Annotated in this window: 21 protein-coding genes; 7 read left to right on the forward strand and 14 right to left on the reverse strand. The window is 73.1% G+C overall.

The features are described 5' to 3' along the window. Positions 1-29: 29 nt before the first annotated feature. Positions 30-1,076, reverse strand: coding sequence for an Lrp/AsnC family transcriptional regulator (locus tag PT931_RS31830; RefSeq protein ID WP_456249417.1), 1,047 nt, complete (start codon positions 1,074-1,076; stop codon positions 30-32). Between the two features lie 106 nt (positions 1,077-1,182). Here PT931_RS31830 and PT931_RS31835 point away from each other — a divergent pair, with 106 nt between their 5' ends. Continuing rightward, on the forward strand, positions 1,183-2,019 hold the full coding sequence (locus PT931_RS31835) for an inositol monophosphatase family protein (RefSeq protein WP_456249418.1): 837 nt from the start codon (positions 1,183-1,185) through the stop codon (positions 2,017-2,019). Between the two features lie 97 nt (positions 2,020-2,116). After that, complete coding sequence (locus PT931_RS31840; RefSeq protein WP_456249419.1) at positions 2,117-2,761, forward strand: NADPH-dependent F420 reductase; 645 nt, start codon at positions 2,117-2,119, stop codon at positions 2,759-2,761. A gap of 48 nt (positions 2,762-2,809) precedes the next feature. Here PT931_RS31840 and PT931_RS31845 read toward each other — a convergent pair whose 3' ends face one another. Then, positions 2,810-4,822 (reverse strand): M4 family metallopeptidase, encoded by a 2,013-nt coding sequence (locus tag PT931_RS31845; protein ID WP_456249420.1) that lies wholly within the window; start codon positions 4,820-4,822, stop codon positions 2,810-2,812. 141 nt (positions 4,823-4,963) lie between these two features. On the opposite strand from PT931_RS31845, the gene PT931_RS31850 reads away from it, so the two are divergent. Continuing rightward, positions 4,964-5,926, forward strand: coding sequence for a helix-turn-helix domain-containing protein (locus tag PT931_RS31850; protein ID WP_456249421.1), 963 nt, complete (start codon positions 4,964-4,966; stop codon positions 5,924-5,926). A gap of 151 nt (positions 5,927-6,077) precedes the next feature. After that, complete coding sequence (locus tag PT931_RS31855; protein ID WP_456249422.1) at positions 6,078-8,366, forward strand: S8 family serine peptidase; 2,289 nt, start codon at positions 6,078-6,080, stop codon at positions 8,364-8,366. 40 nt (positions 8,367-8,406) lie between these two features. On the opposite strand, the gene PT931_RS31860 is transcribed toward PT931_RS31855, so the two are convergent. The 11 genes from PT931_RS31860 to PT931_RS31910 all read right to left on the reverse strand — a co-directional run bounded on the left by PT931_RS31860 (position 8,407) and on the right by PT931_RS31910 (position 21,605). Beyond that, positions 8,407-9,348: a hypothetical protein gene (locus tag PT931_RS31860; protein WP_456249423.1), complete on the reverse strand. Its 942-nt coding sequence runs from the start codon at positions 9,346-9,348 to the stop codon at positions 8,407-8,409. A gap of 146 nt (positions 9,349-9,494) precedes the next feature. Further along, positions 9,495-10,076, reverse strand: coding sequence for a TIGR03086 family metal-binding protein (locus PT931_RS31865; protein ID WP_456249424.1), 582 nt, complete (start codon positions 10,074-10,076; stop codon positions 9,495-9,497). Positions 10,077-10,437: 361 nt separating this feature from the next. Continuing rightward, positions 10,438-11,271: a S1 family peptidase gene (locus PT931_RS31870; RefSeq protein ID WP_456249425.1), complete on the reverse strand. Its 834-nt coding sequence runs from the start codon at positions 11,269-11,271 to the stop codon at positions 10,438-10,440. An 84-nt stretch (positions 11,272-11,355) separates the two neighbouring features. After that, on the reverse strand, positions 11,356-11,973 hold the full coding sequence (locus tag PT931_RS31875) for a LysE family translocator (RefSeq protein WP_456249426.1): 618 nt from the start codon (positions 11,971-11,973) through the stop codon (positions 11,356-11,358). Next, positions 11,974-12,723: a thioesterase II family protein gene (locus PT931_RS31880; protein WP_456249427.1), complete on the reverse strand. Its 750-nt coding sequence runs from the start codon at positions 12,721-12,723 to the stop codon at positions 11,974-11,976. A gap of 11 nt (positions 12,724-12,734) precedes the next feature. Then, positions 12,735-12,980 (reverse strand): acyl carrier protein, encoded by a 246-nt coding sequence (locus PT931_RS31885; protein ID WP_456249428.1) that lies wholly within the window; start codon positions 12,978-12,980, stop codon positions 12,735-12,737. Next, positions 12,977-17,320 (reverse strand): amino acid adenylation domain-containing protein, encoded by a 4,344-nt coding sequence (locus tag PT931_RS31890; RefSeq protein ID WP_456249429.1) that lies wholly within the window; start codon positions 17,318-17,320, stop codon positions 12,977-12,979. The genes PT931_RS31885 and PT931_RS31890 overlap by 4 nt, the downstream gene beginning before the upstream one ends. Positions 17,321-17,567: 247 nt before the next feature. Beyond that, positions 17,568-18,395: a sugar phosphate isomerase/epimerase family protein gene (locus PT931_RS31895; protein WP_456249430.1), complete on the reverse strand. Its 828-nt coding sequence runs from the start codon at positions 18,393-18,395 to the stop codon at positions 17,568-17,570. After that, a complete protein-coding gene (locus PT931_RS31900; RefSeq protein ID WP_456249465.1) occupies positions 18,383-19,540 on the reverse strand; it encodes a dihydrodipicolinate synthase family protein in 1,158 nt (385 codons plus the stop codon). Before PT931_RS31900 ends, PT931_RS31895 begins: the two co-directional genes overlap by 13 nt. A 113-nt stretch (positions 19,541-19,653) precedes the next feature. Further along, positions 19,654-20,793, reverse strand: a complete 1,140-nt coding sequence (locus PT931_RS31905; RefSeq protein ID WP_456249431.1) for a Gfo/Idh/MocA family protein — start codon at positions 20,791-20,793, stop codon at positions 19,654-19,656. Between the two features lie 68 nt (positions 20,794-20,861). Beyond that, positions 20,862-21,605 (reverse strand): sugar phosphate isomerase/epimerase family protein, encoded by a 744-nt coding sequence (locus tag PT931_RS31910; protein WP_456249432.1) that lies wholly within the window; start codon positions 21,603-21,605, stop codon positions 20,862-20,864. A 23-nt stretch (positions 21,606-21,628) separates the two neighbouring features. Here PT931_RS31910 and PT931_RS31915 point away from each other — a divergent pair, with 23 nt between their 5' ends. Beyond that, positions 21,629-22,615 (forward strand): LacI family DNA-binding transcriptional regulator, encoded by a 987-nt coding sequence (locus tag PT931_RS31915; RefSeq protein ID WP_456249433.1) that lies wholly within the window; start codon positions 21,629-21,631, stop codon positions 22,613-22,615. Positions 22,616-22,792: 177 nt separating this feature from the next. Here PT931_RS31915 and PT931_RS31920 read toward each other — a convergent pair whose 3' ends face one another. After that, the gene (locus tag PT931_RS31920; protein WP_456249434.1) at positions 22,793-23,869 is read right to left on the reverse strand and encodes a hydroxyacid dehydrogenase; all 1,077 of its coding nucleotides are present in this window, start codon (positions 23,867-23,869) and stop codon (positions 22,793-22,795) included. 243 nt (positions 23,870-24,112) lie between these two features. Here PT931_RS31920 and PT931_RS31925 point away from each other — a divergent pair, with 243 nt between their 5' ends. Both PT931_RS31925 and PT931_RS31930 read left to right on the forward strand, forming a co-directional pair. Then, on the forward strand, positions 24,113-25,054 hold the full coding sequence (locus PT931_RS31925) for an ABC transporter permease (protein WP_456249435.1): 942 nt from the start codon (positions 24,113-24,115) through the stop codon (positions 25,052-25,054). After that, the gene (locus PT931_RS31930) at positions 25,051-25,932 is read left to right on the forward strand and encodes a carbohydrate ABC transporter permease (protein WP_456249436.1); all 882 of its coding nucleotides are present in this window, start codon (positions 25,051-25,053) and stop codon (positions 25,930-25,932) included. Before PT931_RS31925 ends, PT931_RS31930 begins: the two co-directional genes overlap by 4 nt. Positions 25,933-25,949 lie beyond the last annotated feature (17 nt).

Below are 25,949 nucleotides of genomic sequence, written 5' to 3' on the forward strand. Positions count from 1 at the left end.
CGCCGACCACCGGGTCGGCCCGGGTCGGCTCAGCCGGGGGCGGACTGGCGGACGCCCGCGCGCTTCACCGCCCGGCCCACCACCGTGGTCTCCGCGGCCGGCACCCCGAGCGGCCCGAGCACCCGGGTCACGAACGCGTACAGCGCCGGCAGGTCCGGGGTGAACACCGTCGCGAGCAGGTTCGTCACCCCGGTCGTCGCCAGCACCCCGTGCACGTGCGGATGCCCCGCCAGCGCCGTACCGACCTCGTCCAACCGGTCCGGCGGCACGGTCATCCACAGCGTCGCGTCCACGGTCATCCCCAGCAGCCGGGCGTCGATCGTCGCGTGCGTCCGGATCCGGCCGGCCGCCCCCAACCGGTGCAGGTGCCGCCGGACCGTCGACTCGGGCGCGCCGACCGCCGCCGCCAACTCGGCCGCCCCGACCCGGGCGTTCACCGAGAGCCGCTCCAGCAGTGCCCGGTCGAGCGCGCCGGGTGGCCCGGGCGGCTCCGCCTCGAAAGCCCCGCCCTGACCGGATCCGACGGCTCCGGGCGGCGGCGGTGGGGCTGAGCCCGCCGGTGGCCCGCTCGACGGCCGGGGTTCCAACGCGCGGATCTCGGCGGCCGTCAGCCAGCCGGCCCGCCAGTGCGACGCGTCGGCGAACACGTGCAGTACGGCCTGGGCGGTGGTGGCCGTGACGGCGGAGGTGGCGGGGAGCTGCTCGTACAGCAGGCGGTCGCGGGCGTCCGGGCCGGTCACCGCGAGCGCGACGATCTCCTCCCCGCCCAGGGCGACGTCCACGAACGGCACGTCGTCGCGCCGGGCCAGCGCGTCGGCGAGCACGTCGGTCCGCCCCCGCAGCACCCGGACCCGCAGCACGAGCGCCCCGTCCGGATAGGCGCTGACCTCCGGCACCCGGACCACCCGCAGCACGCCGGCCCCCTCCAGCCGGGCCAGCCGGCGCACGACGGTCCGCGCGGACACCCCCAGCACCTCGCCGATCAGGGCGGTCGACGCCCGCCCGTCGACCTGCAACGCGCACACGATCCGCCGGTCCAGCTCGTCCAACTCCATGTCGCCATCCAGCCAATCCATCGCGATTCTTGGCCGACTCCGCTCAATTCGACCCTCACCAGGACTCTAGCCGCGCACCTGGCTGCTACACCTGTCCCAGCATCACCGCCGACAGGGGAGACACCGAATGCACACGAGAACAAACGCCGACCTGGTGGCACTGCTGCCGCACGTCGCCGACGCCGTCACCACCGCCGCCGCCCACCTGACCGGCAACTTCAGCCCCGACCTGCGCTCCCCGGCCACCCGCGACGGGATCATCGCCGGATTCGCCGCCCTCGACGCCCCGGTCGAGGAGCACCTGCGCCGCGTACTGACCCGGCTGCGCCCGGAGGCCGGGTGGGCGGAGGACGAGTTCGGCACCGCCCCGCTGCCGGCGGGGGAGTTCTGGGTGGTCGACCCGGTCGACGGCGTGGTGCACTACACCCACGGCCTGCCGTACTGGAGCATCAGCGTCGCCCTGGTCCGCGACGGCGTCCCGGTACTCGCCGTGGTGCACGCGCCCCCACTCGGCCGGACCTACACCGCCGTGGCAGGTCACGGCGCGACCGTCGACGGCGCCCCCTCGGCCAAGACGGACCCCGGCGCGGCACTGTCGGCCACCTCCCTGGGCAACGACCTGGCCGGGGACCCGGAGTCCACCCGGCGCGCGGGGCTGTCCTTGGCCGCCGTCGCCCCGCACGTGCTCGTGGTCCGCAACCTCGGCCCCACGTCCGTGCAGGTCGCCGATGTCGCGGCCGGCCGCATCGACGCCTTCTGGCTCTACGGCCGGACCCGCGACCTGCTCACCGGCGCCCTGTTGGTCCGCGAGGCCGGCGGCACCGTCACCGACACCGTGGGCCGCCCCTGGACCGACCGCTCGGACAGCTTCCTGGCCACCGCCCCCGGCCTGCACGAGAGCTTCATCTCGCTCCTGTCGACCGTGCCCACCGCCGCGGACCGGTCGCTGTCCATGTCGGCCTAGCGAGCCTCCTCCGACCCGCTACGGCCGCAACCACCTCGCGAACCGCCACGGGCCGCTCCTCACCCCGCACGACCAGACACCCACCAAGGAGTACTCCATGACCAGCATCGCCATCCTCGGTTCCGGCCGGGTCGGCCGCGTCCTCGCCACCGGACTCGCCGCCGCCGGCCACACCGTCACGATCGGCACCCTCGACCCGACCCGCGAGGCGGCCGTCTGGGCGGACACGGCCGTCGCGGCGACCACCCACGCCGGGGCCACCGAAGCCGCCGAGGTCATCGTGAACGCCCTACCCGGACAGGTATCGGTGGACGTGCTGCGCGGCCTCACCCAGTACCTGGATGGAAAGGTCTTGATCGATGTCGCCAACGCCACCGAACGCGGCCCCGACGGCATGCCCGCGACCCTGTGCTACCCCGACGGCAGCCTCGCCGAGGAACTCCAGCACGCCCTCCCCACGACACACGTCGTGAAGACCCTCAACACGATGGTGTACTCCGTCATGGCGGCCCCCGACACCCTCGCCACCCCCGGCACGGTGTTCCTATCCGGCGACGACCCGACCGCCAAGTCCACCACCACCACCCTGCTCGCCGACCTGGGCTGGCACCCCGACCGCATCATCGACCTCGGCGACATCACCACGGCCCGCGCCCCCGAGGCCTTCGCCCTCCTGATCGGCCCACTCTTCCGAGCCCTGGACGCCCGAGGCTTCGCACTGGGCGTAGACCACATCGCGTGACCCGAGAAGCCGTGGTGGGCGGGCCCGACCCACCCACCACGGATTCCGTCAGACGGTCAACGTCCAGGTGTCGATGTACCCGGTGTCGTAGCCGAACGCGTCCTGCGCCCGGAGCTTCCACCCCCCACCGGCCGCCTCCGCCGAAGCGTCCACGGTGTACGTGGTGTCCACATTCGCCGCCGAGTCGGTGAGCTCGGCCTTCTTCAGCGAGTAGACGGTGCCGTCCGGGGCGACCAGATCGATGTTCAGATCCCCCCGCCAGGTGTGCTTCACGTGCACCTCCACCTTCGTGCTGGCGGAGGCGTTGCGCACACAGCCCGTGACGGTCACGGTGCTGTCGACGGCCGCCCCCGCGTCGGGGATCTGCACATCGGTCGCGTTGGTCACCGGCAGGCACGACGGCGTGCTGGTCGGCGTCGCGGTCGGGCTGCTCGTCGGCCCCACGGTGGGGCTGCTCGTCGGGCCCGGCGTGTTGGTGCACGTCGTGTCCTCGCCGGCCACGTTCACCGCCTTCCACGCCTTCTGCACGGCCTGGTACTCCGCCGAGCAGTTCCCGTACAGGTCCTTCGCCGCGGTCAGGGTGTAGTTGCGCGCGTCGTTGGTCCCGGAGGCGACGTACTTGGTGGTGGACGTGAAGTACACGTCGAGCGCCCGGAACCAGATCTTCTCCGCCTTCGCGTTGCCGATCCCCGTCAGCGTCGAACTGTCGCACGTCGGGCTGTTGCCCCACTGCGAGGAGCCCGAACCGACCGCGAGCAGGTAGAAGAAGTGGTTCGCGACGCCGGACGAGTAGTGCACGTCCTTGCCGCCCGTACCCGTCGACCAGCACTTGTCGGAGTTGCCGTCCTTCGACGGGTCGTCCATGTACCGCAGCGGCCGCCCGTTGCCGAAGTAGTCGATCTTCTCCCCGATCAGGTAGTCCGGGGTGTCGGAGGAGTTGGCGGCGTAGAACTCGACCATGGTGCCGAAGATGTCGGAGGTGGCCTCGTTCAGGCCGCCGGACTCCCCGGAGTAGGTCAGGCCGCCGGACACCACGTTCTCGGTGACGCCGTGCGCCATCTCGTGCCCGGAGATGTCCAGCTCGGTGAAGGGGTGGGTGTTGCCGGCCCCGTCGCCGTACGTCATCTGCGAGCCGTCCCAGAACGCGTTCTTGTACGCGTTGCCGTAGTGCACCCGGCTCGGCACGCCCCGCCCGTCGCCGAAGATCCCGTTGCGGCCGTGCACGCTCTTGAAGTAGTCGTAGGTGACCGCCGCGCCGTAGTGCGCGTCCACGGCCGCGGACTGGCTGGTGGCCGGGTTGCCGTCGCCCCACGCGTTGTCCGCGTCGGTGTACGTCGAACAGCTGCCCGTGCCCCGCGCCATGTCGCACGTGTACCCGTTGCCCCGCACCGGATCCTTCAACTGGTACGAGCTGCCGGACCCGGTGGTGTCCACGCTGACCGTGCCCACGTAGACGCCCTTGCCGGTGCCCGCGGCGTGCTCGATCTCGTCGAACGCCCCGATCCGCGCGCCGGTCGCGGCGTCGGTGAGCACGTGCGACACGCTCGGGGTCTGGCCGTCGGGCGCCCAGCCCCGGACCACGGTCTCCCAGGCCAACCGGGCCCGTTCCCCGCTGGCGTCCACGATCAGTTCCGACGCCCCGACCGTGGTGACCCGGCCCCGGAAGCCGGCCGCCGCCGCCCGCTCGGCGCTCGCCGCCGGCACCGCCGGGGTGGTGGACAGGGTCAGGGGCGCGGCGAGGGCGTTGGACACCCCGGCGAAGCCGCCGCCGGGGCCGTTGTGCACGACGAGGTCGCCGCCGTACACCCGCAGGCCCTGGTGGGTGCGGGTGTAGCGGACGTGCGACGCGCCGGTGGGGTCCACGATGGTGCGGTACACGCTGAACGCGTCCGCCGTCGACGCCAGCGCCGCCGACCGGTGTCCGGCGAGCGCCGAGTCGGCCCGGGCGACGGCGTCGGCGCGGCTGGGGATGTCGGGCGCGGCCTGCGCCATCGCGGCCGTGCCGACGGCCAGACCGGCCAGCAGGAGGGCCGCTCCGCCAGCGGCCAGGGATCTGTTCACCAGGTGCCTCCAAGGGGTGGTGAGGGGAGCCGCGTACCGGACGCGGTGATTCGCACCGTAGGCCCGGTCCGCCGTCCCCGCGTCTTCCGATCCCGGACAACGTCGGAAACCGGCCGCTCGATGGAGTAGCGTCGATGGGTCATGGAGCCCCTACTCGGACCGGTCGGCCTCGGCGAGGTCGACAGCGCCGTCTACCTGCGACTTCTCTCCGCCCCGCGCGGCAGCGTGCCCGAACTCGCGGCCGCGCTGGACCTCTCCGAGTCCCGGGTCGCCCGCACCCTGGAGACCCTCACCGAGCACGGCCTCGTCACCCGGCTGGCCGGCGACCTCGCCCGGTACGTGCCCGCGCCGCCCGACCTGGCCATCGACGCCCTCGCGTTCCGCCGCCAGGAGGGCCTCGAACGGCTCCGGGCCGCCGCCCGCGACCTCACCCGGCAGATGGCGCTGGCCCCCGCCGGCGACCCGGGCGGGCTCGTCGAGGTGATCGAGGGCGACCAGGCGGTGCTGCACCAGATCGCCCGGCTCCAGCTCGGCGCCGAACGGGAGGTGGCGATCGTGGACTGCCCGCCGTACCTGCTCGGCCAGCCCCAGGACAACGAGGAGCAGCGCCAGGTGATGCGCCGCGGGGTGTCCTACCGCGCGATCTACCACGCGCCGGTCCTGCACGAGCCCGAGAAGATGCGCGACGTCCTCGACTGCATCGCGGCGGGGGAGGACGCCCGCGCCCTGCCCGACGTCGAGCTGAAGATGACCATCGTGGACCGCCGGGTCGCCCTGATCCCGCTCACCCTGGGCGCGACCGACACCCACACCCGGATCCTGGTGCACCCGTCCCCGCTGCTCAGTACCCTGATCATGTGTTTTGACCTGCTCTGGGAACGGGCCACCCCGCTCGCCGGCCGGGAGCGCGACGAGGGCCCCGGGCCCCGCGACCGGGCGATGCTCGCCATGCTCGCCGCCGGCATGAAGGACCGGGCGGTGGCCCGCGCGCTCGGGGTCACCGAACGCACCGTGACCCGCCGGATCACCCTCCTGATGGCGCACCTGGGCGTGGAGACCCGGTTCCAGGCCGCGCTCCAGGCGTCCCGGCGCGGCTGGTTGTAGGTTTCGACGGTTTCACAGCGGGTTTCGACCCCCCGCCCCGTGGTGCTTGTAACCGTCTTCCGCACGACTCGCGGCCGGTGGTGTGATTCGGACACTTCACCCCTCAGTCGGCCGCTTCGCGCTGCCGGCGCGCACTCCGCCGGAGGGCACCTTGACACCACGACAGACCACCCGCCGGGCGCTGTTCGCAGCGCTCGGCCTGACCGTCGCCACCCTCGCGGTCGGCGCACAGGCGTCCTCGGCCGCCCCCGCCGAGGGCGTGGTCCGGCACGGCGCGTCCCAACCGATCCCGGGCAGTTACGTCATCGTCCTCAAGGAGAGCGCCCTGCGGTCGGCCGCGCCGAGGGCCATCGAGGCCACGGCCGGGGCGCTCGCCACCAAGTACCAGGGCACGCTCGGGTTCACCTACACCGCCGCGCTGCACGGGTTCTCCGTGAAGAACATGACCGAGCGGCAGGCGCGCCGGCTCGCCGCGGACCCGCAGGTCGCCCAGGTCGCCCAGGACGGCACCGCCCGGCTGCTCGACACCCAGACCAACCCGCCCAGCTACGGCCTGGACCGGATCGACCAGAAGGACCTGCCGCTCGACAAGAGCTTCACCTACGCGGGTACCGGCGAGGGCGTCACCGCCTACGTCATCGACTCCGGGATCAGGATCGGTCACCAGGAGTTCGAGGGCCGGGCCAGCGTCGGGGCCGACTTCATCGAGGACGGCCAGAACGGCAACGACTGTTTCGGGCACGGTACGCACGTCTCCGGCACCATCGGCGGCAAGACCGTCGGCGTGGCCAAGAAGGTCAAGCTGGTCGCGGTCCGCGCGCTCGGCACCAACTGCGGCAACACCGGACCGGACTCCGCCGCGATCAAGGGCTTCGACTGGATCACCCAGAACGGGGTCAAGCCCGCCGTCGTCAACATGAGCTTCGGCTTCGACGACGCGCACATCGGCGACCAGGCGTTGCAGAACTCCATCGCGGCCGGCTTCACGTACGTCGCGGCGGCCGGCAACAACGGCTCCGACGGCTGCTCGTTCGGCCCTGGCGGCACGGTCAAGGAGACCCTGGACGTCGGCAACAGCAACGCCACCGACAACCGCAGCGGCACCTCGAACTACGGGAAGTGCCTGGACCTGTTCGCGCCCGGGGAGAACATCTACTCGGCCGGGATCAGCTCCAACACCGCCTACGCGAACATGACGGGTACGTCGATGGCGTCCCCGCACGTGGCCGGCGGCGCGGCGCTGTACCTGCAGAACCACAAGACGGCGGCCCCGGCCGAGGTGCACGCGGCCGTCGTGAACGCGGCCACCCCCGGCAAGATCAAGAACCCGGGCACCGGCTCGCCGAACCTGCTGCTGTACACGAAGGACTTCGGCGGCGGGAACCCGCAGCCCACCAACGACTTCTCGATCGCGGTGAACCCGACCTCGGGCTCCGTCGACGCGGGGTCGGCCCTGACCACCACGGTGTCCACGGCCGTCGTGACCGGCTCCGCCGAGACGGTCGCGCTGACCGCCTCGGGCCTGCCGACCGGCGCCACCGGCGCGTTCGACCCGGCGTCGGTGACGGCGGGCGGCACGTCCAAGCTCACGCTGTCCACCACGGCCGACACGAAGTCGGGCACCTACACCGTGACCGTGCAGGGGAAGTCGGCGTCGGCGACGCACACCGCGGCCTACACCCTGACGGTGCGCGGCACCGGTGGCGGCAACGACTTCTCGATCTCCCTGTCGCCGGCCACGGCCACGGTCCGCAACGGCGAGTCCGCGACCAGCACGGTCTCCACGGCCGTCACCGGGGGCTCGGCGGAGACCGTCGCCCTGTCCGCGGCCGGACTGCCCTCGGGCGTGACCGCGACGTTCGCGCCGGACTCCGTCACCGCCGGCAACACCGCCAAGCTGACGCTGGCCACCACGACGGCGACGGCGACCGGTTCCTACTCGATCACCGTCACCGGGCGGGCCGCCTCCGCGACCCACGACACCACGTTCGTGCTCAACGTCAAGGCCACGGTCCCGGGCGGTGAGGGCGTCACCAACGGCGGCTTCGAGACCGGCACGCTGAGCGGCTGGACCGGGACCGGCACCACCTCGGCGGTCGGCGGCGGGCGCACCGGCGCCTACGCGGCCTCCGTCGGCGGCGGCACCGGGGCCTCCTCGATCAGCCAGACGTTCACGGTGCCCGCCGGCAAGAGCCAGCTCAACGTGTACGTGCTGACGTCCAACTGCGACCCGTTCGCCTTCGAGATGGCCACCGCCACCCTCGTCGACACCGCCACCGGTTCCAGCCGGAGCCTCATCCAGCTGGCCTGCATGAACGGGGGCTTCTGGTTCCCCGGTAACGCCGGGGTCACCGCCGGGAAGAGCTACACCCTGACGCTGACCATGACCAACACCAGCGCGCACGGGGTCGCCAAGTTCGACGACGCGACCCTGTCCTGAACGGGCGGGGGCCCGGCCACCTCCACGGGCCGGGCCCCCGTCACTCCCACTCCCAGCGCATCCCGACCTGACCCGGAGGGGCGTCGATGACCACCAGCTGCGCGGTACCGGAGGCGCCCAGCCACAGCTCCTCCCCGTCCGAGGTGGGCCCGTCGGCCGTCCGCCGCTCCAGCCGCACGCACCGGGCGGGCAGCGCCGCCGGGTCGAACCACACCGACAGCGCGTACTCCCGGATCGGCACCGCGCTGCGCCGGGTGAACTCGTCGATGATCTCGGCGGTCGGCCCGGGCAGCACCTCGTACTCCAGGGCCGCGTACTCGCCGCGCTGCAACATCCGGTCCAGTACCAGCTCGGTGACGCTGAACCCGCTGTCCAGGTCGGTGCGGATCCGGCCCGGCCGGCAGAACCGGGTCGCGCCGATCGAGGGCGGCTCGGTGCCGGGGACCTCCGCCCAGTACACGACGCGGCAGTGCGAGAGCCGGTCGGCGAGCGCCAGCAGCACCAGTCGGGTCCGCATCACCCGCAGGTGCCGGTCCGGGCCGACCTCCAGCTCCTCGTGCACGCTGACCCGGAGCAGGTGGTCCTGCGGCGGCGCCGTGAGCTGCCCGAACGTCCGGGCCAGGCCGGCCGGCGCGGACCACAGCCGCTCCGGGTCCAGGCTCGGCTGTGGCGACCGGCCCGGCCGCAGGGGGCGGGACCGCCCGTCCAGCAGGCCCGTCAGGGAGCCCTCGGGCAGGTCCAGCAGGCGTTCGATCAGGTGCACGGCGCGCAGCGACTCGGGACGTTCGGGCCGGCTGCGGCCGCGCCGCCAGTAGCTCAGGGTGCTCAGGCTCAGGCCGACGCCGTGGCCGAGCAGGCCGCGTTGGACGCGTTCGAGGGTCCAGCCGCGCGACTCGATGGCCAGGTGCAGGGCCACCGAGAACGGGCCGGTGCGCATGACCTGCGCCAGTTCCCGGTCGAGGGTGCGGTTCGGTGGGGTCACGGTGGGGCCTCCCGTCGGGTACCCCTCGGAGTATCGACCTTGATCTAAGGGTGCGATCCTTCTGGAACCGGACAACGTCCCCGACCGGACACCGCCGCCGCCCGTCGGCTCCGGGCCCGGGGACGCCCGGGCCCGGAGCGGTCCGGTCAGGCCTTCCAGTGCGGGTCGCGGCCCAGGTAGCGCAGCAGGGTGGCGGCCCCGTCGTCCCCGGGCTCGTCGGCGACGACCGGCCCGAACGCGCCCCACTGCCGCAGCGGCTCGCACAGCGCCCGCGCGACCGGCAGCAGCCCCTCGGCCAGCTCGGCGGTGAGCGGCGACGGCTGGCCGGTGGCGACCGCGATGTCCCACGCGTGCACGGCCGCGTCGAGGGCGCACGCCCCGGACGCGAGCACGGCCGACATCGGGCCCTGCGGCAGGGGGTTCGGCACGTCCTGCGCGTCGACGGGCACCGTGGCCCAGGCGCCGGCCGTGGCGTCCAGGGCCAGGTCCAGCACGATCAGCGGCGCGTCCCGGAGTCGGCCCGACGGCGCGAACGGGTCCTCGGTCGGGCCGGGCCCGCCGGTGATCGCCGCCGCGTAGGCCCACTGGTCCCCGGCCGCGTGCTGGAGCACCTGGGTGACGTTCCACTCGGAGCACGGGGTGCGCAGGGCCCAGTCGGCGGGGTCCACGGCGGAGATGGTCGTGCGCAGGGCCTGGTGCGCGTCGACGATCAGGGCGTGCTGGGTCATGCGGGCTCCTCCGTGAGTTTCAAGATCAACGAAGTTGAGCCTCGCTGGCGCGCGCACCCCTGTCAATGGGCTGTCCGGGCGCGGATGGGGTGGTTTGGCGTCCACAGTGGGCGGTGGGGGGAGTTCTTCGCCGGACGGTCGCCGGTCCGTGACGGGCGGTGTCGGAGAGGCCTCCGTTCCAGCCCGCGGCGGCCCGGGAACCGCCACGCGGGCAGTGCCCGTGACCCGCCACGTGGGCAGTGCCCGTGACCCGCCACGCGGGCATCGCCCGCGACCCGTCCCGGCCCGGCCGGGTGATCCGCGTCGGCCCGGACCGGTGACGCCGGTGGGGCGGACCACCGCCCGCCCCACCGGCTCCCGACTACGGCTTCGGCAGCGTGCAGCCCGCCCGGTTCAGGTCGATCTGGTTACCGGCCCCGAGACACGCCACGATGGTGTACGTCTCCTGGCCGTACCCGATCCCGCGGCGCACCGTCACGTTGCCGGCCTGGTCCACCTCGCACGGGTTGTTCAGCGTGCACCGGCCGCCGCTCTCGTTGATGGTGTTGTTGACCCCGACGACCCTGCCGGTGGCCACGTCCACGATCGGCGAACCGGAGGTGCCGCCGATGACGTTGCACGGCGACGTGTACCGGATCGAGTCCTTGAACGTCCAGCTGCCCTCCTTCAGCCGGTACGCGAAGCCGTCGATGTTGCAGTTGTACTTCTTCTTCCAGTACCCGGAGACGACGGAGATCGCCGTGCCCTGCACCGGGTGGGTGGCCACCAGGTCGAGCGCCCGGATCCCGTACGTGCTCTGGATCTGCGCGTAGGTCTGGCTGACCTGGTAGAGGGAGATGTCGGTGTCCGTCATCGTGCCGTACGCGATCTTCGTCGCCCGGATCGTGCCCACCGTGCCGGTACCGGCGGCGTTGAGCAGCTGGAACGTGCGGGTGGAGGACCGGTTCAGCACGACCTGGCCGGGCCCGGGCATGCCGGTCTCCAGGCAGTGCCCGTTGGACAGCACCAGGGCCGGGTCGGTCGACAACGCGTTCGGCGGGCGCACGACGGAGCCCGAGCAGTTGCTCAGCGCGACCGTGCCGGCGAAGGTGACCGCCTGGACCCGGGGTGTGGCGGCGGCGGGCGTGGCCATGGTGGCGACCATCGCGGCACCGGTGACAGTGGACAGCAGGGCGCCGATCAGACGTCTGTTCACAGTGGTTCCTAACATCGAGGGGTACGACGATAACGCACCATACTCGGGTAGAAACCCCAATGGTAGAAAGTGTCCTGTGTGTCCTCAGTTCCGGCTCTGCAGCGCCAACCGGATCGCGAACCCGACCAGGAGCACCCCGGTGACCCGCTCGATCTGGGCCCGCACCCGCGGCCGGCGCAGCAGGGCGCCGGCCCGGTCGACGAGCAGCACGTACATGCTGAACCACAGCAGGTAGATGCACGCGAAGACCAGGGACAGCAGCAGCGCGTACCCGAGGCCGCCGCCGTCGGTGGGGAAGAACTGCGGCAGCAGCGTGATGAAGAACAGCGCGACCTTCGGGTTCAGCGAGTTCGACAGGAAACCGTGCCGCAGGTACCGCCACGGGGACCCGGCCGGCTGGGTGGCCTCCTCGGCCGCCGCCGCGACCCGTTTGCGGGCCGACAGCAGGGTCTGGATGCCCATCCACAGCAGGTACACCGTGCCGATCAGCTTCAGCACGGTGAACGCCTCGGCGGAGGCCATCAGCAGCCCGGAGACGCCGAAGGCCGCCGCCGTGGCGTGCACGGAGATGCCGGTGACCCCGCCGACCATGGTCAACAGGCCCGCGGCCCGGCCGCCGGTGAGGGCGTTGCGGGTGATCAGGGCCTGGTCCGGACCGGGGATGGCGATCAGGACCAGGGCGGCGAACGCGAAGACGAGCACTCAGACCCCCTGCTGTCGGAACGTGGCGTTGATGGTGCGCAGCAGCGGCCGGCGGTGCTCGCGGTGGTAGAAGTGCCCGCCCGCGAACCGCCGGGACGCCAGCGGCCGGGTGCTGTGCTCCGCCCAGGCGGTCAGCTCCTCCTCGGTCACGTGGTCCTCGCGGCCGCCGAGCACGGTCAACGGGACCGGCAGGGCCGGGGCGGGGCGGTGCTCGTAGGAGTCGATCAGCTCGTAGTCGGCCCGCAGGCAGCCGGCGATCATCGCCTTCAGGGCCGGGTCGGCCAGGGCCTCGGCCGGCACCCCGCCGTGCCGGCGTTCGACCTCGGCGAGGAGCTCGTCGTCGGCCAGGTGGTGCACCGCCGGCTCGCGACGGGGCAGGTGCGGGGCCGGGTACGCCGAGACGAACAGCCGCTCGGGCAGTGGCCGGCCCACGTCCCGCAGCGCCCGGGTCACCTCGTACGCGACCAGGCTGCCCATGCTGTGCCCGAAGAAGGCGAACGGCGCCGCGAACGTGTTCTCCGCCAGCAGTGCTCGCACGAGGGGCTCCATCCGGGTGAACGGCCGTTCCCGCAGCCTACTGCCGCGACCGGGCAGCTGTACGCCCCACAGCTCCACGCCGGGCAGGTCCGCGGCCCACCGGACGTACTCGGCGATCGAGCCGCCGCCGTGCGGGAAGCAGTACAACCGGACGGCCGGGGTCGGCCGGGCGATCGCGCGGACCAGCCAGCGCGGAGTGTGGAGCGTTTCCACCCGCCGGCCCCCTACACCGTGCTCGGCTGGCGGGCCAGGTGCCCGGCCAGCGCCGCGAGGGTCGGGTGGTCGAGCAGCTCCGTGGGCGGGATCGTCCGCCCGAGCAGCTCGCCCAGGTCGCTGGCGAGGACCAGGGTGGTCGCCGAGTCCACCCCCAGCGCCTCCATGGTCGCGGCCGGGTCCACCTCGGCCGGGTCGATGGCCAGCAGTTCGGCGACGAAGCCGACCAGCCAGTCCCGGATCGCCTGCTCGGTCATGACGTCTCCCCGGTCTCGGACGGGCCGATCAGGTCGGTGAGGTAGCCGTCGAGGGCCTCGACGGTCGGGTACTCCAGGATCACCGCGACGGGCACGGCCACCCCGAACCGGGTCTGGATCGCCGCCACCAGCCGGGCCGCCTGCAACGAGTCGCCGCCGGCCTCCAGGAAGTCGTCCGCCAGGTCCAGGTCCGCCAGGCCCAGGGTCTCCCGCCAGATGTCGACCAGCGCGTGCTGGCGTTCCGTCTGCGGCGGCTTCGCGGGCCGGCCCCGGGCCGCCGTGCGGGCCCCCGCCTGGGCGAGTGCCTTGCGGTCGACCTTGCCGGTGTCGCTGAGCGGCACCGCGTCGAGTGTGTGGATCCGCGCGGGCACCATGTGCTTCGGGAGCCGCTCGCCGACGAACGCCCGCAACGCCTCCGGCTCGAACCGGCGCCGTTCGGCCGGCCCCCGGGCCACGATCACGTCGAAGCCCACGGCCGCCGGGCCACCGGTGGACAGCACCGTGGGGGCCGTGTATCCGGCCGTGGTCAGGGCGGTGCCCCACTGCCGGCGGTCCAGGAGCGGGTGCGCGCCGCGCAGCGCGGTGTCCTCGTACCCGTCGAAGCCCTGTTGCAGGCCCATGGTCAGGTCGAACCAGGGGTGGAACGTGGTCTGCTCGACCAGGAGCAGCACCGCGTCGGGGGCGAGCACGCCCGACAGCTTCCGCAGGGTGCGGTCGATGTCCTTCGCGTCGTGCAGCACGCTCGCGGCGACGACCAGGTCGAACTCCCGGCCGTCGAAGCCCTGCGCGCCCGGGGTGCGGTCCAGGTCGTACAGCTCGTAGCGGACGAACGGGTGCGCCGCGAACGCCGTGCGGGCCGCGCCGAGGAAGTACGTCGAGATGTCGGTGAAGACGTACTCGGTGTTCTCCGGGGGCAGCAGCGGCAGCAGGTGGCCGGTCAGCGAGCCGTAGCCCGCGCCGACCTCCAGGATCCGCAGCGGCCGGTCGGCGGGCCAGTGCGCGACCAGCTCGGCGACCGCCGCCGCCGCGATCCGGTACGTCGGGTCGAACAGCCGGGCGTACACCTCGGTGGTGCGGTCGTTGGTGTACAGCTGCGCGGAGTGCAGGTCCTCGGTGAGCACCCCGGCCACGTTCCCGGCGAGGGACAGCAGCCAGTCGGTCAGGTCGTCGGGCACGCCCAGCGTCCCGCCCAGGCCGGCCCGCACGGCGCGCGCGACGGAATCGGGGATGGCCTCCGGCAGCTCGCGGGCCACCACCACCCCGTCCGGGGCGGGCTCCAGGAAGCCCCGGGCCGTGAGGACGGACGTGGCCCGGCCCAGCCAGCGGTCGTACCGGCCCGCGACGCCCGCGCCCCGCGCGATGTGCCGGGGGTCGAACACCCTGCCGGGCAGGTGCGGCATGCCCAGGGCGCGGAACGCCGTGCCGACGGCCGCCGCGTGCACGTCGTCGAGCCGGCGCCACGCGTCGAGCAGCACGGACGTGTCCTCCTCCGGGGCGCTGGCCGCGACCCCGGTGAGCCGCCGCCACAGCGCGTCGTTGTGCGCCCGGTCGGCGGTCTCGGTGCCGAACAGGGTCGGGTCCGGCGGGTCGGCCGGCACGACGTAGCCGACGAGGCGGGCCGGGCCGTCGCCGGTGACGGCCACCGCCACGGACTGTTCGACGCCGGGGTGCTGGCGGAGCACCGCCTCGACCTCGCCGAGCTCCACCCGGTACCCGTTGATCTTGATCTGGCCGTCGCGGCGGCCGAGGAACTGGAGCGTGCCGTCGGGCAGGTACCGGCCGTAGTCGCCCGTCCGGTACAGCCGCGCGCCGGTCACCGGATGGGTCGGGAAGCTCGCCGCCGTCTTGTCCGGGTCGGCCCAGTAGCCCCGGGCCAGCCCGTCGCCCTCGATGTACAGCTCGCCGGTCACCCACACCGGGCTCGGCCGCAGCCGCGCGTCGAGGACGTGGAACCGCTGGTTGCGCAGCGGCGTGCCGTACGGGACGCTCGGCGCGTCCGGGTCCACCTCGGCGGCCGGGTGCGCGATCGACCAGATCGACGCCTCCGTCGCCCCGCCCAGGCTGTACACCGTCGCGTCCGGCCACAGGTCGGCGATCCGGTCGGGCAGGTCGACCGGGATCCAGTCGCCGCTGAGCATGACCACCCGCAGGGCCGGCGGCACCTCCGCGCCGGCCTCCAGGTGCTCGACGAGCATCAGCATCTGGGCCGGTACCGAGTTCCACACGCTGACCCGGTGCTCCGTCATCAGCTTCGCCCAGTGCGCCGGGTCGTTGGTCTTGTCCCCGTCGGGCAGCACCAGGGTCGCGCCGGCCGCCAGGGTGCCGAACAGGTCGTACACGGACAGGTCGAAGCCCAGCTCGGCCAGCCCGAAGACCCGGTCGTCGGGGGTGACCCGGTAGCGGTCGTTGATGTCCACGATGGTGTTCAACGCCGAGCGGTGCTCGATCATCACACCTTTGGGGGTACCGGTGGAGCCGGACGTGTAGATCACGTAGGCCAGGTCCCCGGGGTGCGCGGGTCCGGCGTCCGAGACCGGCGCGGTGGCCGGCAGGTCGGCCAGGTCGAGCCGGCGCAACCCTTCGGGCCAGTGCTGCGGCCGGGTGGTCGCCCCCGACACGATCGCCGCGGCCCGCCCGTCGGTGAGGATCTGCCCCTGGCGCAGGGTCGGCAGGCTCGCGGCCACCGGCAGGTACGCGCCGCCGGCCCGCAGGATGCCGTACGCGGCCACCACCTGGTCCGCGCCCTTGTCCGCGACCACGCCCACGAGCGCGTCGGCCCCCGTGGCCCCCAGTGCGCCGGCGAGGGCGCCGGAGCGCTCGGCCAGCTCGGCGTACGTCACCGTGCCCGCCGAACTGATCACGGCCGGCTGGTCGGGCCGCTCGGGCACCCGGGCCAGGAACGGCTCGTGCAGCAGGCCGGCCGGCAGCGGGCCCGCCGTGTCGTTGGCGCGCCGGCGCGCGGTCTCCTGCTCCGCCGGCAGCGGCAGCACGACGTCGGTGTCCCAGGCGTCGGCGTCGGTGGCCAGCCGCTCGACCAGCGCCGTGTACGCGCCGAACATGTCGTCGAGCATCCCGGCCGGGAACAGCTCCTCGATCGCGTCCCAGGACAGCTCCAGGGTGCCGGTCACGTCCACGACCTGGTGGTCGAGCCACACCTGGGGGGTCTGGCTGACCCGGTACCCGATGTCGCCGAAGTACTCCCGGGGCCCGCTCAGGTCCGCGACCGTGCCCAGCCCGCTGGTGAACACGACGGGGATGGTCTCGAAGCCGGTCTGCAACCCGCGGCGGCGGCGCTCGCGCAGCGTGTGCAGCGCGCTGGCGTACCGGTGCCGCAGGTCCTGCTGCAACTGCCGCTGGGTCCGGCCGACCTTGTCCGCGAACCCGACCCCGCCGCCGGTGTCGAGCTCCAGCAGACAGATGGAGGTGAAGTCGCCGACGACGCTCCGCAGGTGCGGGTGCGCCATCCGGTGTCCGTTCCCGTCGTCGGTGAGCACCAGCGGCAGCCGGTTGAACAGGGTCAGGTTCAGGGTGAAGCGCTCCGTGCCGCTCCACGTCGACAGCACCTCGCCGAACGCGGTGGCCAGCACGGCCGTCGGGGTCAGCCCCCGGTCCCGGGCCCGGTCACCGAACCGCTGCCACAGGTCGGGCCGCAGCCGGTACTCCCGGTGGGTGAACACGGGTTTGCGCACGCTCGCGGGGGAGCGGGCCAGCGGCAGGTCGGGCGGCGGGGCCAGGGTGTCGGCGCGGCTCTGCCAGTACTCCAGGGCCTTCAGGTAGCGCGGGCCGGTGTGCGCCTCCTCGAGCGCCTCCACGTACTCCCGGAACGACGTGTCGATCGGGGGCAGCACGGTCTCCGGGTGCTGGCAGAGCAGCGCCCACTCGTGGAACAGCACCGCGACGCTCGCCAGGTCCACCATCAGCAGGTCGAGGCTGATGTGCAGCCGGTCGTGGTCGGGCAGCCGGGTCAGCCGGAGCCCGAACAGCGGCCAGGTCGTCGCCGGGTACACGTGGTGCGACATCTCCGCGCGGATCCCGGCCAACGCGTCGTCCACATCGGACGGCTCGGCGTCGCGCAGGTCCACGCACGCGATCTCGTACGGCGCCACGTCGGTGAGCACCCGCTGCCGGCCGTCGTCGCCGACCACCGCGCGGAGCATGTCGTGCCGCTGGACGAGCCGCCGCCACGCGTCGGTCAGCAGGTCGGGGTCGAGGCGTTTGCCGTCGAGTTCGAAGTAGGCGTGCGGGGCGACGTTGCCGAGGACGAAGTTCGGGCCCCGGCCGACCCAGTAGGCGTACTGGATCTCTGTCAGCGGAAAGGAGTCGTCAGCCGTGTTCGCCACGTGCGCACCCCCCGGTCGTGCCACTGCCACCGTCGGTGTACATATATGTGATTACCAGCCTTATCCAGTCAAGCCACCTCAATGGGCGGAGAGGTGGCAGAGCTAAGGAATATCAGCGGCAACCCCGGGAGGCTTCTCCCAACGTGCTCAAACGCCCGGACGGTCCGCGATGGACCGCCCGGGCGCCTGTGACCTCGTCCGTTGTGTGGTGAATGTCGATGGATCGCGCAATCTCGAGGAAGGCCGGTCAGCGCACCGGGGTGCCCAGCGCGGCCCGGTACCCGCGGACCGCGTCCGCCAGCACCTCCCGGCCCGGTCGGTCCCAGACGGCCTCGTGGAAGACCTCCACCTCCACGGGCCCGGTGTAGCCGGCCGCGTCGACGGCCGCCGCGAACCGGCCCAGCTCGACGCAGCCCTCGCCGGGCAGTCCCCGGCCCAGCAGGACGCCCGCCGGCAGCGGGGTGATCCAGTCCGCGAGCTGGAAGCAGGCGATCCGTTCCCCGGCCCGCGCGATCTGCCGCCACACGTCCGGATCCCACCACACGTGGTACGTGTCCACGACCACCCCGACCGCCGCCACCGGGTACCGCTCGGCGAGGTCCAGGGCCTGGCCCAGGGTGGACACGGCACACCGGTCGGACGCGAACATGGGGTGCAGCGGCTCGACCGCGAGCCGGACCCCGGCCGCGAGCGCGTGCGGGACCAGTTCGCCGATCGCGTCGGCGATCTGCTCCCGGGCCCCGTCGAGGTCCCGGGAACCCGGCGGCAGACCGCCGCTGACCAGGACGAGTTCGGGCGCGCCCAGGGTGGCGGCCTCGTCGATCGCGCGCCGGTTGTCGTCGAACCAGTCCGGGGACGTGAAGAAGCCGCCCCGGCACAGGCTCGTCACCCGCAGGCTGGCGTCGCGGACCAGCGCGGCGGACCGGGCCGGGCCCAGGGCGTCGAGGTTCTCGCGCCACAGCCCGACCAGGCCCACGCCGGCCTCGACGCAGCCGGCGACCAGCTCCGGCAGGGGCCAGTGCCTGGTGGTGGCGGAGTTGAGCGAGAACCGTTCGAGGCCGGTCACGGGGTCCACCCGTGCACCTCGAAGAACGCCCGGGCCCGCCGTTCGGCCAGCTCCGGGTCCGGCAGCAGCCCCGCCGCGTCGGCCAGCCCGACCAGCGCCGCCAGGTGCGCCGCCGACCGGCCCGACTGCAGGCCGCCGACCATCGTGAAGTGCGACTGGTGCCCGGCGAGCCAGGCGAGGAACACGATGCCGGTCTTGTAGAAGTACGTGGGCGGGCCGAACAGGTGCCGGGCCAGGGGCACGGTCGGCGCGAGGATCCGGTGGTACTCCGCCGTGTCCCCGCCGTCGAGCGCCGCGAGGGCCGACGCCGCCGCCGGGGCGATCGTCGCGAACACGCCGAGCAGAGCGTCGGAGTGGCCGTGCCCGTCGCCCTCGATCAGCTCCGGGTAGTGGAAGTCGTCGCCGGTGTACAGCCGGACGCCGGCGGGGAGCGCCCGGCGCAGGGCGACCTCCCGGTCCGCGTCGAGCAGGGACACCTTGATGCCGTCGACCTTGTCCGGGTACCCGCGGATCAGGGCGAGCACCGTCTCCGTGGCCGCGTCGAGGTCGGCGGAGCCCCAGTACCCGGCGAGGGCGGGGTCGAACATGTCGCCGAGCCAGTGCAGCACCACCGGGCCCGAGGCCTGGCGGAGCAGGTCGGAGTAGACGGCCAGGTAGTCCTCCGGGCCGCGCGCGACGGCCGCCAGGTGCCGGCTGCACATCAGGACCGGCGTGGCCCCGGCGTCCTGCACGTCCGCGAGCTGCTCGGCGTAGGCCCGGCCGATCAGGTCGAGGTGCGCGACCCCGAGGACCCGGGCGTCCGGGCCGGTCCGGCGGTCGGCCCCCACCCGGCGGCCGGGGCCCGTCCCGCCGAGCCGGTCGTTGGCCTCCCGCAGCGCCTCCGGGGACACCTCCAGCTGGTCGGTCGCCACTCCGGCGACGATCCGGCCGCCGGCCGCGCGGGCCTCGGCGGCGCTGCGCCGGACGAGTTCCCTGGTCGCGGGGTAGTCCAGGCCCATGCCGCGCTGGGCGGTGTCCATGGCTTCCGCGACCCCGAATCCGTAGGACCACAGGTGGTGGCGGAACGCCAGGGTCGCGTCCCAGTCGAGGACGGCGGGCGTGCCGGGGACGTTCTCGGCGGCGGGGTCGGCGACGACGTGCGCGGCGGCGTACACCTCACGTGTCGTGGAGGGTTTGTGGTGTGGCCACTCGACGGAACCGGTGAGCGGGAAGAGACCGCCCGTCGACGGGGCCCGCAGGCCGGTGCCCCCGGCGGTGGTGCGGGGCGTCACGACAGCTCCGGGATCTCGACCCGGCGGCCCTCGCGCGCCGAGAGCAGCCCCAGCTCGGCGAGCTGCACCCCGCGCACCCCGGCCATGAAGTCCCACGGGAACGGGCTGTCGTCGACGACGTGCCGGAGGAAGTGCTCCCACTGCACCTTGAACCCGTTGTCGAACTCCTCGTTGTCGGGCACGGTCTGCCACTGGTCCCGGAAGCTCTCCGTGACGGGCAGGTCCGGGTTCCACACCGGCTTCGGCGTGCCCGCGCGGGACTGGATCCGGCAGGTGCGCAGGCCGGCGACGGCGCTGCCGTGCGTGCCGTCCACCTGGAACTCCACCAGTTCGTCGCGGAACACCCGGGTCGTCCAGGAGGAGTTGATCTGGGCGACGATGCCGCCGTCGAGCTCGAAGATGCCGTAGGCCGCGTCGTCGGCGGTGGCCTCGTACGGGCCGTTCTCGTCGACCCGCGCCGGGATGTGCGTGCTGATGTGGGCGGTGACGGCGCGGACCGGGGCGAACAGCTGCTCCAGCACGTAGTGCCAGTGCGGGAACATGTCCACGACGATCCCGCCGCCGTCCTCGGCCCGGTAGTTCCAGCTGGGCCGCTGGGCGGGCTGCCAGTCGCCCTCGAACACCCAGTAGCCGAACTCGCCGCGCACGCTGAGGATCCGGCCGAAGAAGTCCCCGTCGATCAGCCGCTGGAGCTTGCGCAGTCCCGGCAGGAACAGCTTGTCCTGCACGACCCCCGTCTTGACGTGCGCGGCGGCCCGGGCCAGGTCGAGGCTCGCGGCCACGGTCTCGGCGAGCGGCTTCTCGGTGTACACGTGCCTGCCGGCGGCGAGGGCGCGCCGGATGGCGTCCTCGCGCAGCGGGGTGACCTGGGCGTCGAAGTAGATCTCCACGTCGTCGCGGGCGAGCGCCGCGTCGAGGTCGGTGGTGTACTCCGTCAGCCCGTGCCGCGCGGCCAGCTCCGCGAGTTTGGCCCCGTTGCGGCCGACGAGGATCGGCTCGGGCCAGATCCGGCTGCCGTCGGCGGCGGGGAGTCCGCCCTGCTCCCGGATGGCGAGGATCGACCGGACGAGGTGCTGGCGGTACCCCATCCGGCCGGTCACGCCGTTCATCACGATGCCGATCGACCTGCGTTCCATGTCCATCCCTTCGGTAAGCGCTTTCCACAGCGACGGTAAACGCTTTCCGAAAGAACGGCAAGAGGGGGTCAGCCGGCCGCGCGGACCAGCTCCGCGAACCCCGCCACGGCCGCCTCGAACGGCTCCGCGTCCGGGTACCACGGCGTCTCGTGCTCCAGGACGACCACGCCCGAGTACCCGACCGCCCGCGCCGCCGCGAGGGTCTCCACCAGCGGCACCGCCCCGGTCCCGGGCACCAACGGCCGCCGCTCGGTCGGCGACGCCGCGTCCTTGAGCTGCACCTCCGCCAGCCACGGCGCCAGCGCGGCGGCGGCCTCGGCGGGGGACTCCCCGGCCCGCCACGTGTGCAGCGCGTCCCAGATCGCACCCACCCCGGGCACGGCCGCGAGCACCGGCGCGAGCGACGCCCCGGTCAGGAACTCGTCGTGCGTCTCCACCAGCAGCCGCACCCCGGACCCGGCGGCCCGCTCGACGGCGGCCCCGAGCCGCTCCACGATCGGCCCGGCCGGCCCCGTCCCCGGGAACAGCCGCAACGTGGGCGCACCGAGGTCCCGGGCCAGCTGCACATGCTCTTCCAGCCCGTCGATGCCGTCGGACAACCGGATGTACGTCGCCAGCCCCGTCACCGCCAGCCCGTCGAGGTCGGCGACGACGGCCGCGCGGTCCGCCGCCGAGATCCCGGTGTGCACGGGCTCCGACGGCGCGCACCGCAGCTCGACGGCCCCGATCCCGTACCGGCGGGCCAGCGCCGCGACGTCGGCCAGCGGGAGCCCCGGACAACCGAGAGTGGACAAGCCCAGAAGGTTGATCATCGGCACAGGCTAACGTAGCCCCCGTGACCCGCCAGCCCACTCTGCACGACGTCGCGAGCGCCGCGGGCGTCTCGTTGGCCACGGCGTCCCGGGTGCTCAACGGCTCCGACCGCAAGGTCTCGCCCGCGCTGCACGCCCGGGTGCTCAGCGCCGCCCGCTCGCTGCACTACTCGGCGAACGCGCAGGCCCAGGCGCTGGCCCGGCGCAGTACCGCGCTGGTGGGGTTGCTCCTGCACGACATCGCCGACCCGTACTTCTCGGGCATCGCCTCCGGGGTGCTGTCCGCCGCCGGTCCGCACAACCTGCGGGTCGTGATCGGCAGCACCGGGGCGGACCCGGACGCGGCCGTCACCCACCTGGCGGCACTGCGCGGCGAGCGGGCCCGCGCCGCGATCCTGGTCGGCAGCCGCACCACCGACCGGGCCGCCGAGAAGCGGCTCGCCGACGCGATCGGCCAGTTCGTCGCGGCCGGTGGCCGGATGGTGTGCGTCGGCCAGCCGGGCCTGCCCGGCGACACCGTGGTGCCCGACAATCGGGGCGGCGCGCACGCCCTCGGCGCCTACCTGCGCGGCCACCACCGGGTGGCGATCGTCGCCGGCCCGGACCGGCTGCGCACCGTCCGGGACCGGATCGACGGCTTCCGCGACGGGCTCGGGCACCCGGAGAGCACCCTGGTGCGGGCCGAGTTCAGCCGCGACGGCGGGTACCGCGCCGCGTTGGAGATCCCGGCCGGCACCACGGCCGTGTTCGTCACCTCCGACGTGATGGCGACCGGGTTCTGCGCCGGACTGCGCGAGCGCGGGCTGCGGATCCCCGAGGACGTGGCGGTCGCGGGCTTCGACGACGTGCCCGTGGTGCGGGACCTGTTCCCGGCGCTCACCACGGTCCGGCTGCCCCTGGCGGAGATGGGCGCCCGGGCGCTGGAACTGGCGCTCGCGGAGGACGGCCCGGCCAGCACGGTGACCGTCCCGACGGAGCTGATCGTCCGCGCCAGCACCCACCAACCCTGAACCCCAGATCAACCCCGTCATCTGATTACGCCGGGCGCCCGCCCCGGCATCTGGAGGCACTGCGACCCCGGCGCACCTCCGGCCCGGTACCGACGGCCCGGCACCCGGTCGCCTCGCGGATCCCGGGCGTTCCCGAACCCCGGGCTGGGCCCGAGGGCTGGCGCCGCGTCCCGCCCCTCAGGCGATCCGCGCCAGATCCCCGAGCCGCACCGCCCCCCGCAACGGCACTCCCGCCGCGAACCGCTCGATCTCCGCCACCGCGTACCCGCCGAGCAGCCGCAACTCCCGCCCGCGTACCCCCGCGATGTGGGGGGTGACCAGCACGTTCGGCAACCTCAGCAGCGGATGGTCCACCGGCAGCGGCTCCGGGTCGGTCACGTCGAGGACCGCGTCCAACCGCCCGGCCACGCACTCCCGGGTCAGCGCGGCGGTATCGACGAGCGCCCCGCGCGCGGTGTTGATCACGACGGCCCCGTCCCGGAGCAGGCCGAGCCGGCGCGCGTCGAGCAGGTGCCGGGTCTCGGGCAGGTCGGGCGCGTGCACGGTGACGATGTCGGCCCGCCGGCACAGCGTGTCCAGGTCGACGAGCGTCGCCCGCCGCCGCCCGGCGGCCCGGGTCCCGCCCGGTCCGCCGCAGTCGCACCCTGAGGTGTCCCGGGACGCCCCGATGCCGGCCACGCTCCCGAACTCCGCCGGATCCGCGTAGGGATCAGCGACCAGCACCTCCACGTCGTAGTCGGCGAGCATGTCGATCACCAGCCGCCCGATCCGGGACGCCCCCACCACGCCCACGACCCCGCCGGTCAGCCCGCTGGCCTCGCCGGGCGCGTGCCGGTGCCCGTCGTGGCTGGTCCGCAGGGCGTGCGACGCCCCGAAGGCCCGCTTCGCGGACAGGACCAGGGCGGCGAGGGTGTACTCGGCGACCGGGCGCGCGTTCGCGTCGGCGGCGGAGGAGACGGCGATCCCGGCGGCGTACACGGAGGGGGTGACGTGCGCCTTCACCGAGCCGGCGGCGTGCACCACGGCGCGCAGGGCCGGCGCGCGGGCCAGGAACTCGGTGTCGAGCACCGGGCTGCCCCAGCCGGTGAGCAGCACCTCGGCCCGGGCGAGCGCGGCGGGGGCGGGGTGCGTCTGGAGGTTGACGGCGGGGTCGCAGTCGGCCACCGCGTGCAGTCGGGCCCAGAGGTCGGCCGGCAGCAGGTCGTCGGTGAGCCCCGGCGGTAGGGCGAGGACGACGGTGGGTCGGTCGGACATGGTGCCCCCGGGTTCGGCAGTAGAAAACGATTACTGAATCAGCACCGTAAGCCGCCCGAAGGCGCGGGCGCAAGTGGTCCACATCACGAGCAGGAAAGCGCATTCCAATGGCTAATCGACCTACAAATCCGGCAAAAGTAGCGCCAGGTCATCCGCTGGACACCCTCTTGACCTGAGGTAGTAACCGTTTTAGTGTCACGCCACACACACCGGATCGAGAACCCGCGACCGAGAGGACAGAGCGTGACCGTGACCAGCCCGCCACCGACGCACCGCCCGCCGAACAGGCGCCGTCGGTTGCGGCGGGACGCGCTGCTCCTGGCCCTGATGGTGCCGGGCGTGGCGTACTTCCTCGTGTTCCACTACGGCGCGCTGTTCGGCAACGTGATCGCCTTCCAGGACTACGTGCCCTACCTGGGGATCGGGGACAGCGCCTGGGTGGGCGCCGCGAACTTCGCGGCGATGTTCGGCGACCCGGCCTTCTGGAACGCCACCCTGAACACCGTGCTGATCGCGGGGCTCCAGCTGCTCTTCTACTTCCCGGTACCCCTCGCACTGGCTCTGCTCCTGCACAGCCTGACGGGTGCGTTCCTGCGGAAGTTCGTGCAGAGCGTGGTCTACCTGCCGCACTTCATCTCGTGGGTGATCGTGATCGCGCTGTTCCAGCAGATCCTGGGCGGCACGGGGGTGCTCAACGGTTTCCTGGGTGACCACGGCCTGACCACGGTGGACGTCATCGGCAACCCGGACATGTACAAGCCGCTGGTCGTGGCGCAGGTGATCTGGAAGGAGTCGGGCTTCGGCACGATCATCTTCCTGGCCGCGTTGTCGCAGGTCGACGAGCAGCAGTACGAGGCCGCCGCGCTCGACGGGGCCGGCTACGGCCGCCGCCTCTGGCACGTCACGCTGCCCGCGATCCGTCCGGTGATCGTGCTGCTGCTGATCCTGCGCCTGGGGGAGTTCCTCTCGATCGGGTTCGAGCAGTTCTTCCTGCAGCGCGACGCCGTGGGCCCCGAGGTCGGCGAGGTGCTCGACACCTTCGTCTACTACTCGGGCTTCGCCAACGGCAACTGGGGCCTGGCCGCCGCGGCCGGGCTGTTCAAGGGCGTGGTCGGACTCGCGTTGATCTTCACCGCGAACCGGATCGCGCACCGACTCGGAGAGCAGGGGGTGTACGCCCGATGAGACCCGCCTGGCAGGGACAACCCACGATCGCGGTCCGGGTGGCCAAGGGCGTCGCCCTGACCGTCGTCACACTGCTCGTCGTCTTTCCCCTGTGGACGGTCGTCGCGACCAGTATCAGCTCCCCGGAACTGGTCACGGCCAACGGCGGCTACGTGATCTGGCCGTCGGACCTGTCCCTGGACGCCTACACCGAGATCCTCGGCGGCGGCATCGTCACCAAGGCCCTTCTGGTCAGCGCCGGGGTCACGGTCCTCGGTACCGCCCTGAGCCTGGTCGCCACGATCGGCCTCGCGTACGGGCTGGCCCGCCCGCAGCTGTTCGGCGGCAAGCCGATCCTGCTGCTCGTCATGTTCACGTTCCTGTTCCCGCCGAGCATGATCCCGCTGTTCCTGATCGTGCGCGGCACGGGCCTGTTCGACACGTACGCGGCGCTCGTGCTGCCTTTCCTCGTCAACGTGTTCAACCTGGTCGTGATGCGCGGCTTCTTCCAGTCGGTGCCCACCGAACTCCTGGAGGCGGCCCGGATCGACGGCGCGGGGGAGTTCCGGATCCTGGTCCGGGTCGTCCTGCCGCTGTCCAAGGCGGTGGTGGCCGTGATCGGCCTGTTCTACGCCGTCGCGTACTGGAACCGGTTCTTCGAGGCGATCATCTACTTCAACGACCAGTCGAAGTGGCCGATCGGCACCGTCCTGCGCCAGTACGTCACCCAGGGCGCGCAGCTCGCCGACTCCAGTGTCAGCGAGTCCGCCAGCGCCAACGCCCCGCAGTCGATCCAGATGGCCGTCGTCGTCCTGGCCACGCTGCCGATCGTGTGCCTCTACCCGTTCGTCCAGCGCTACTTCGTCAAGGGCGTCCTGACCGGCGCCGTCAAGGCGTGACGCAGTACCCCCCTCAC

It is taken from the genome of Longispora urticae (assembly GCF_053902585.1).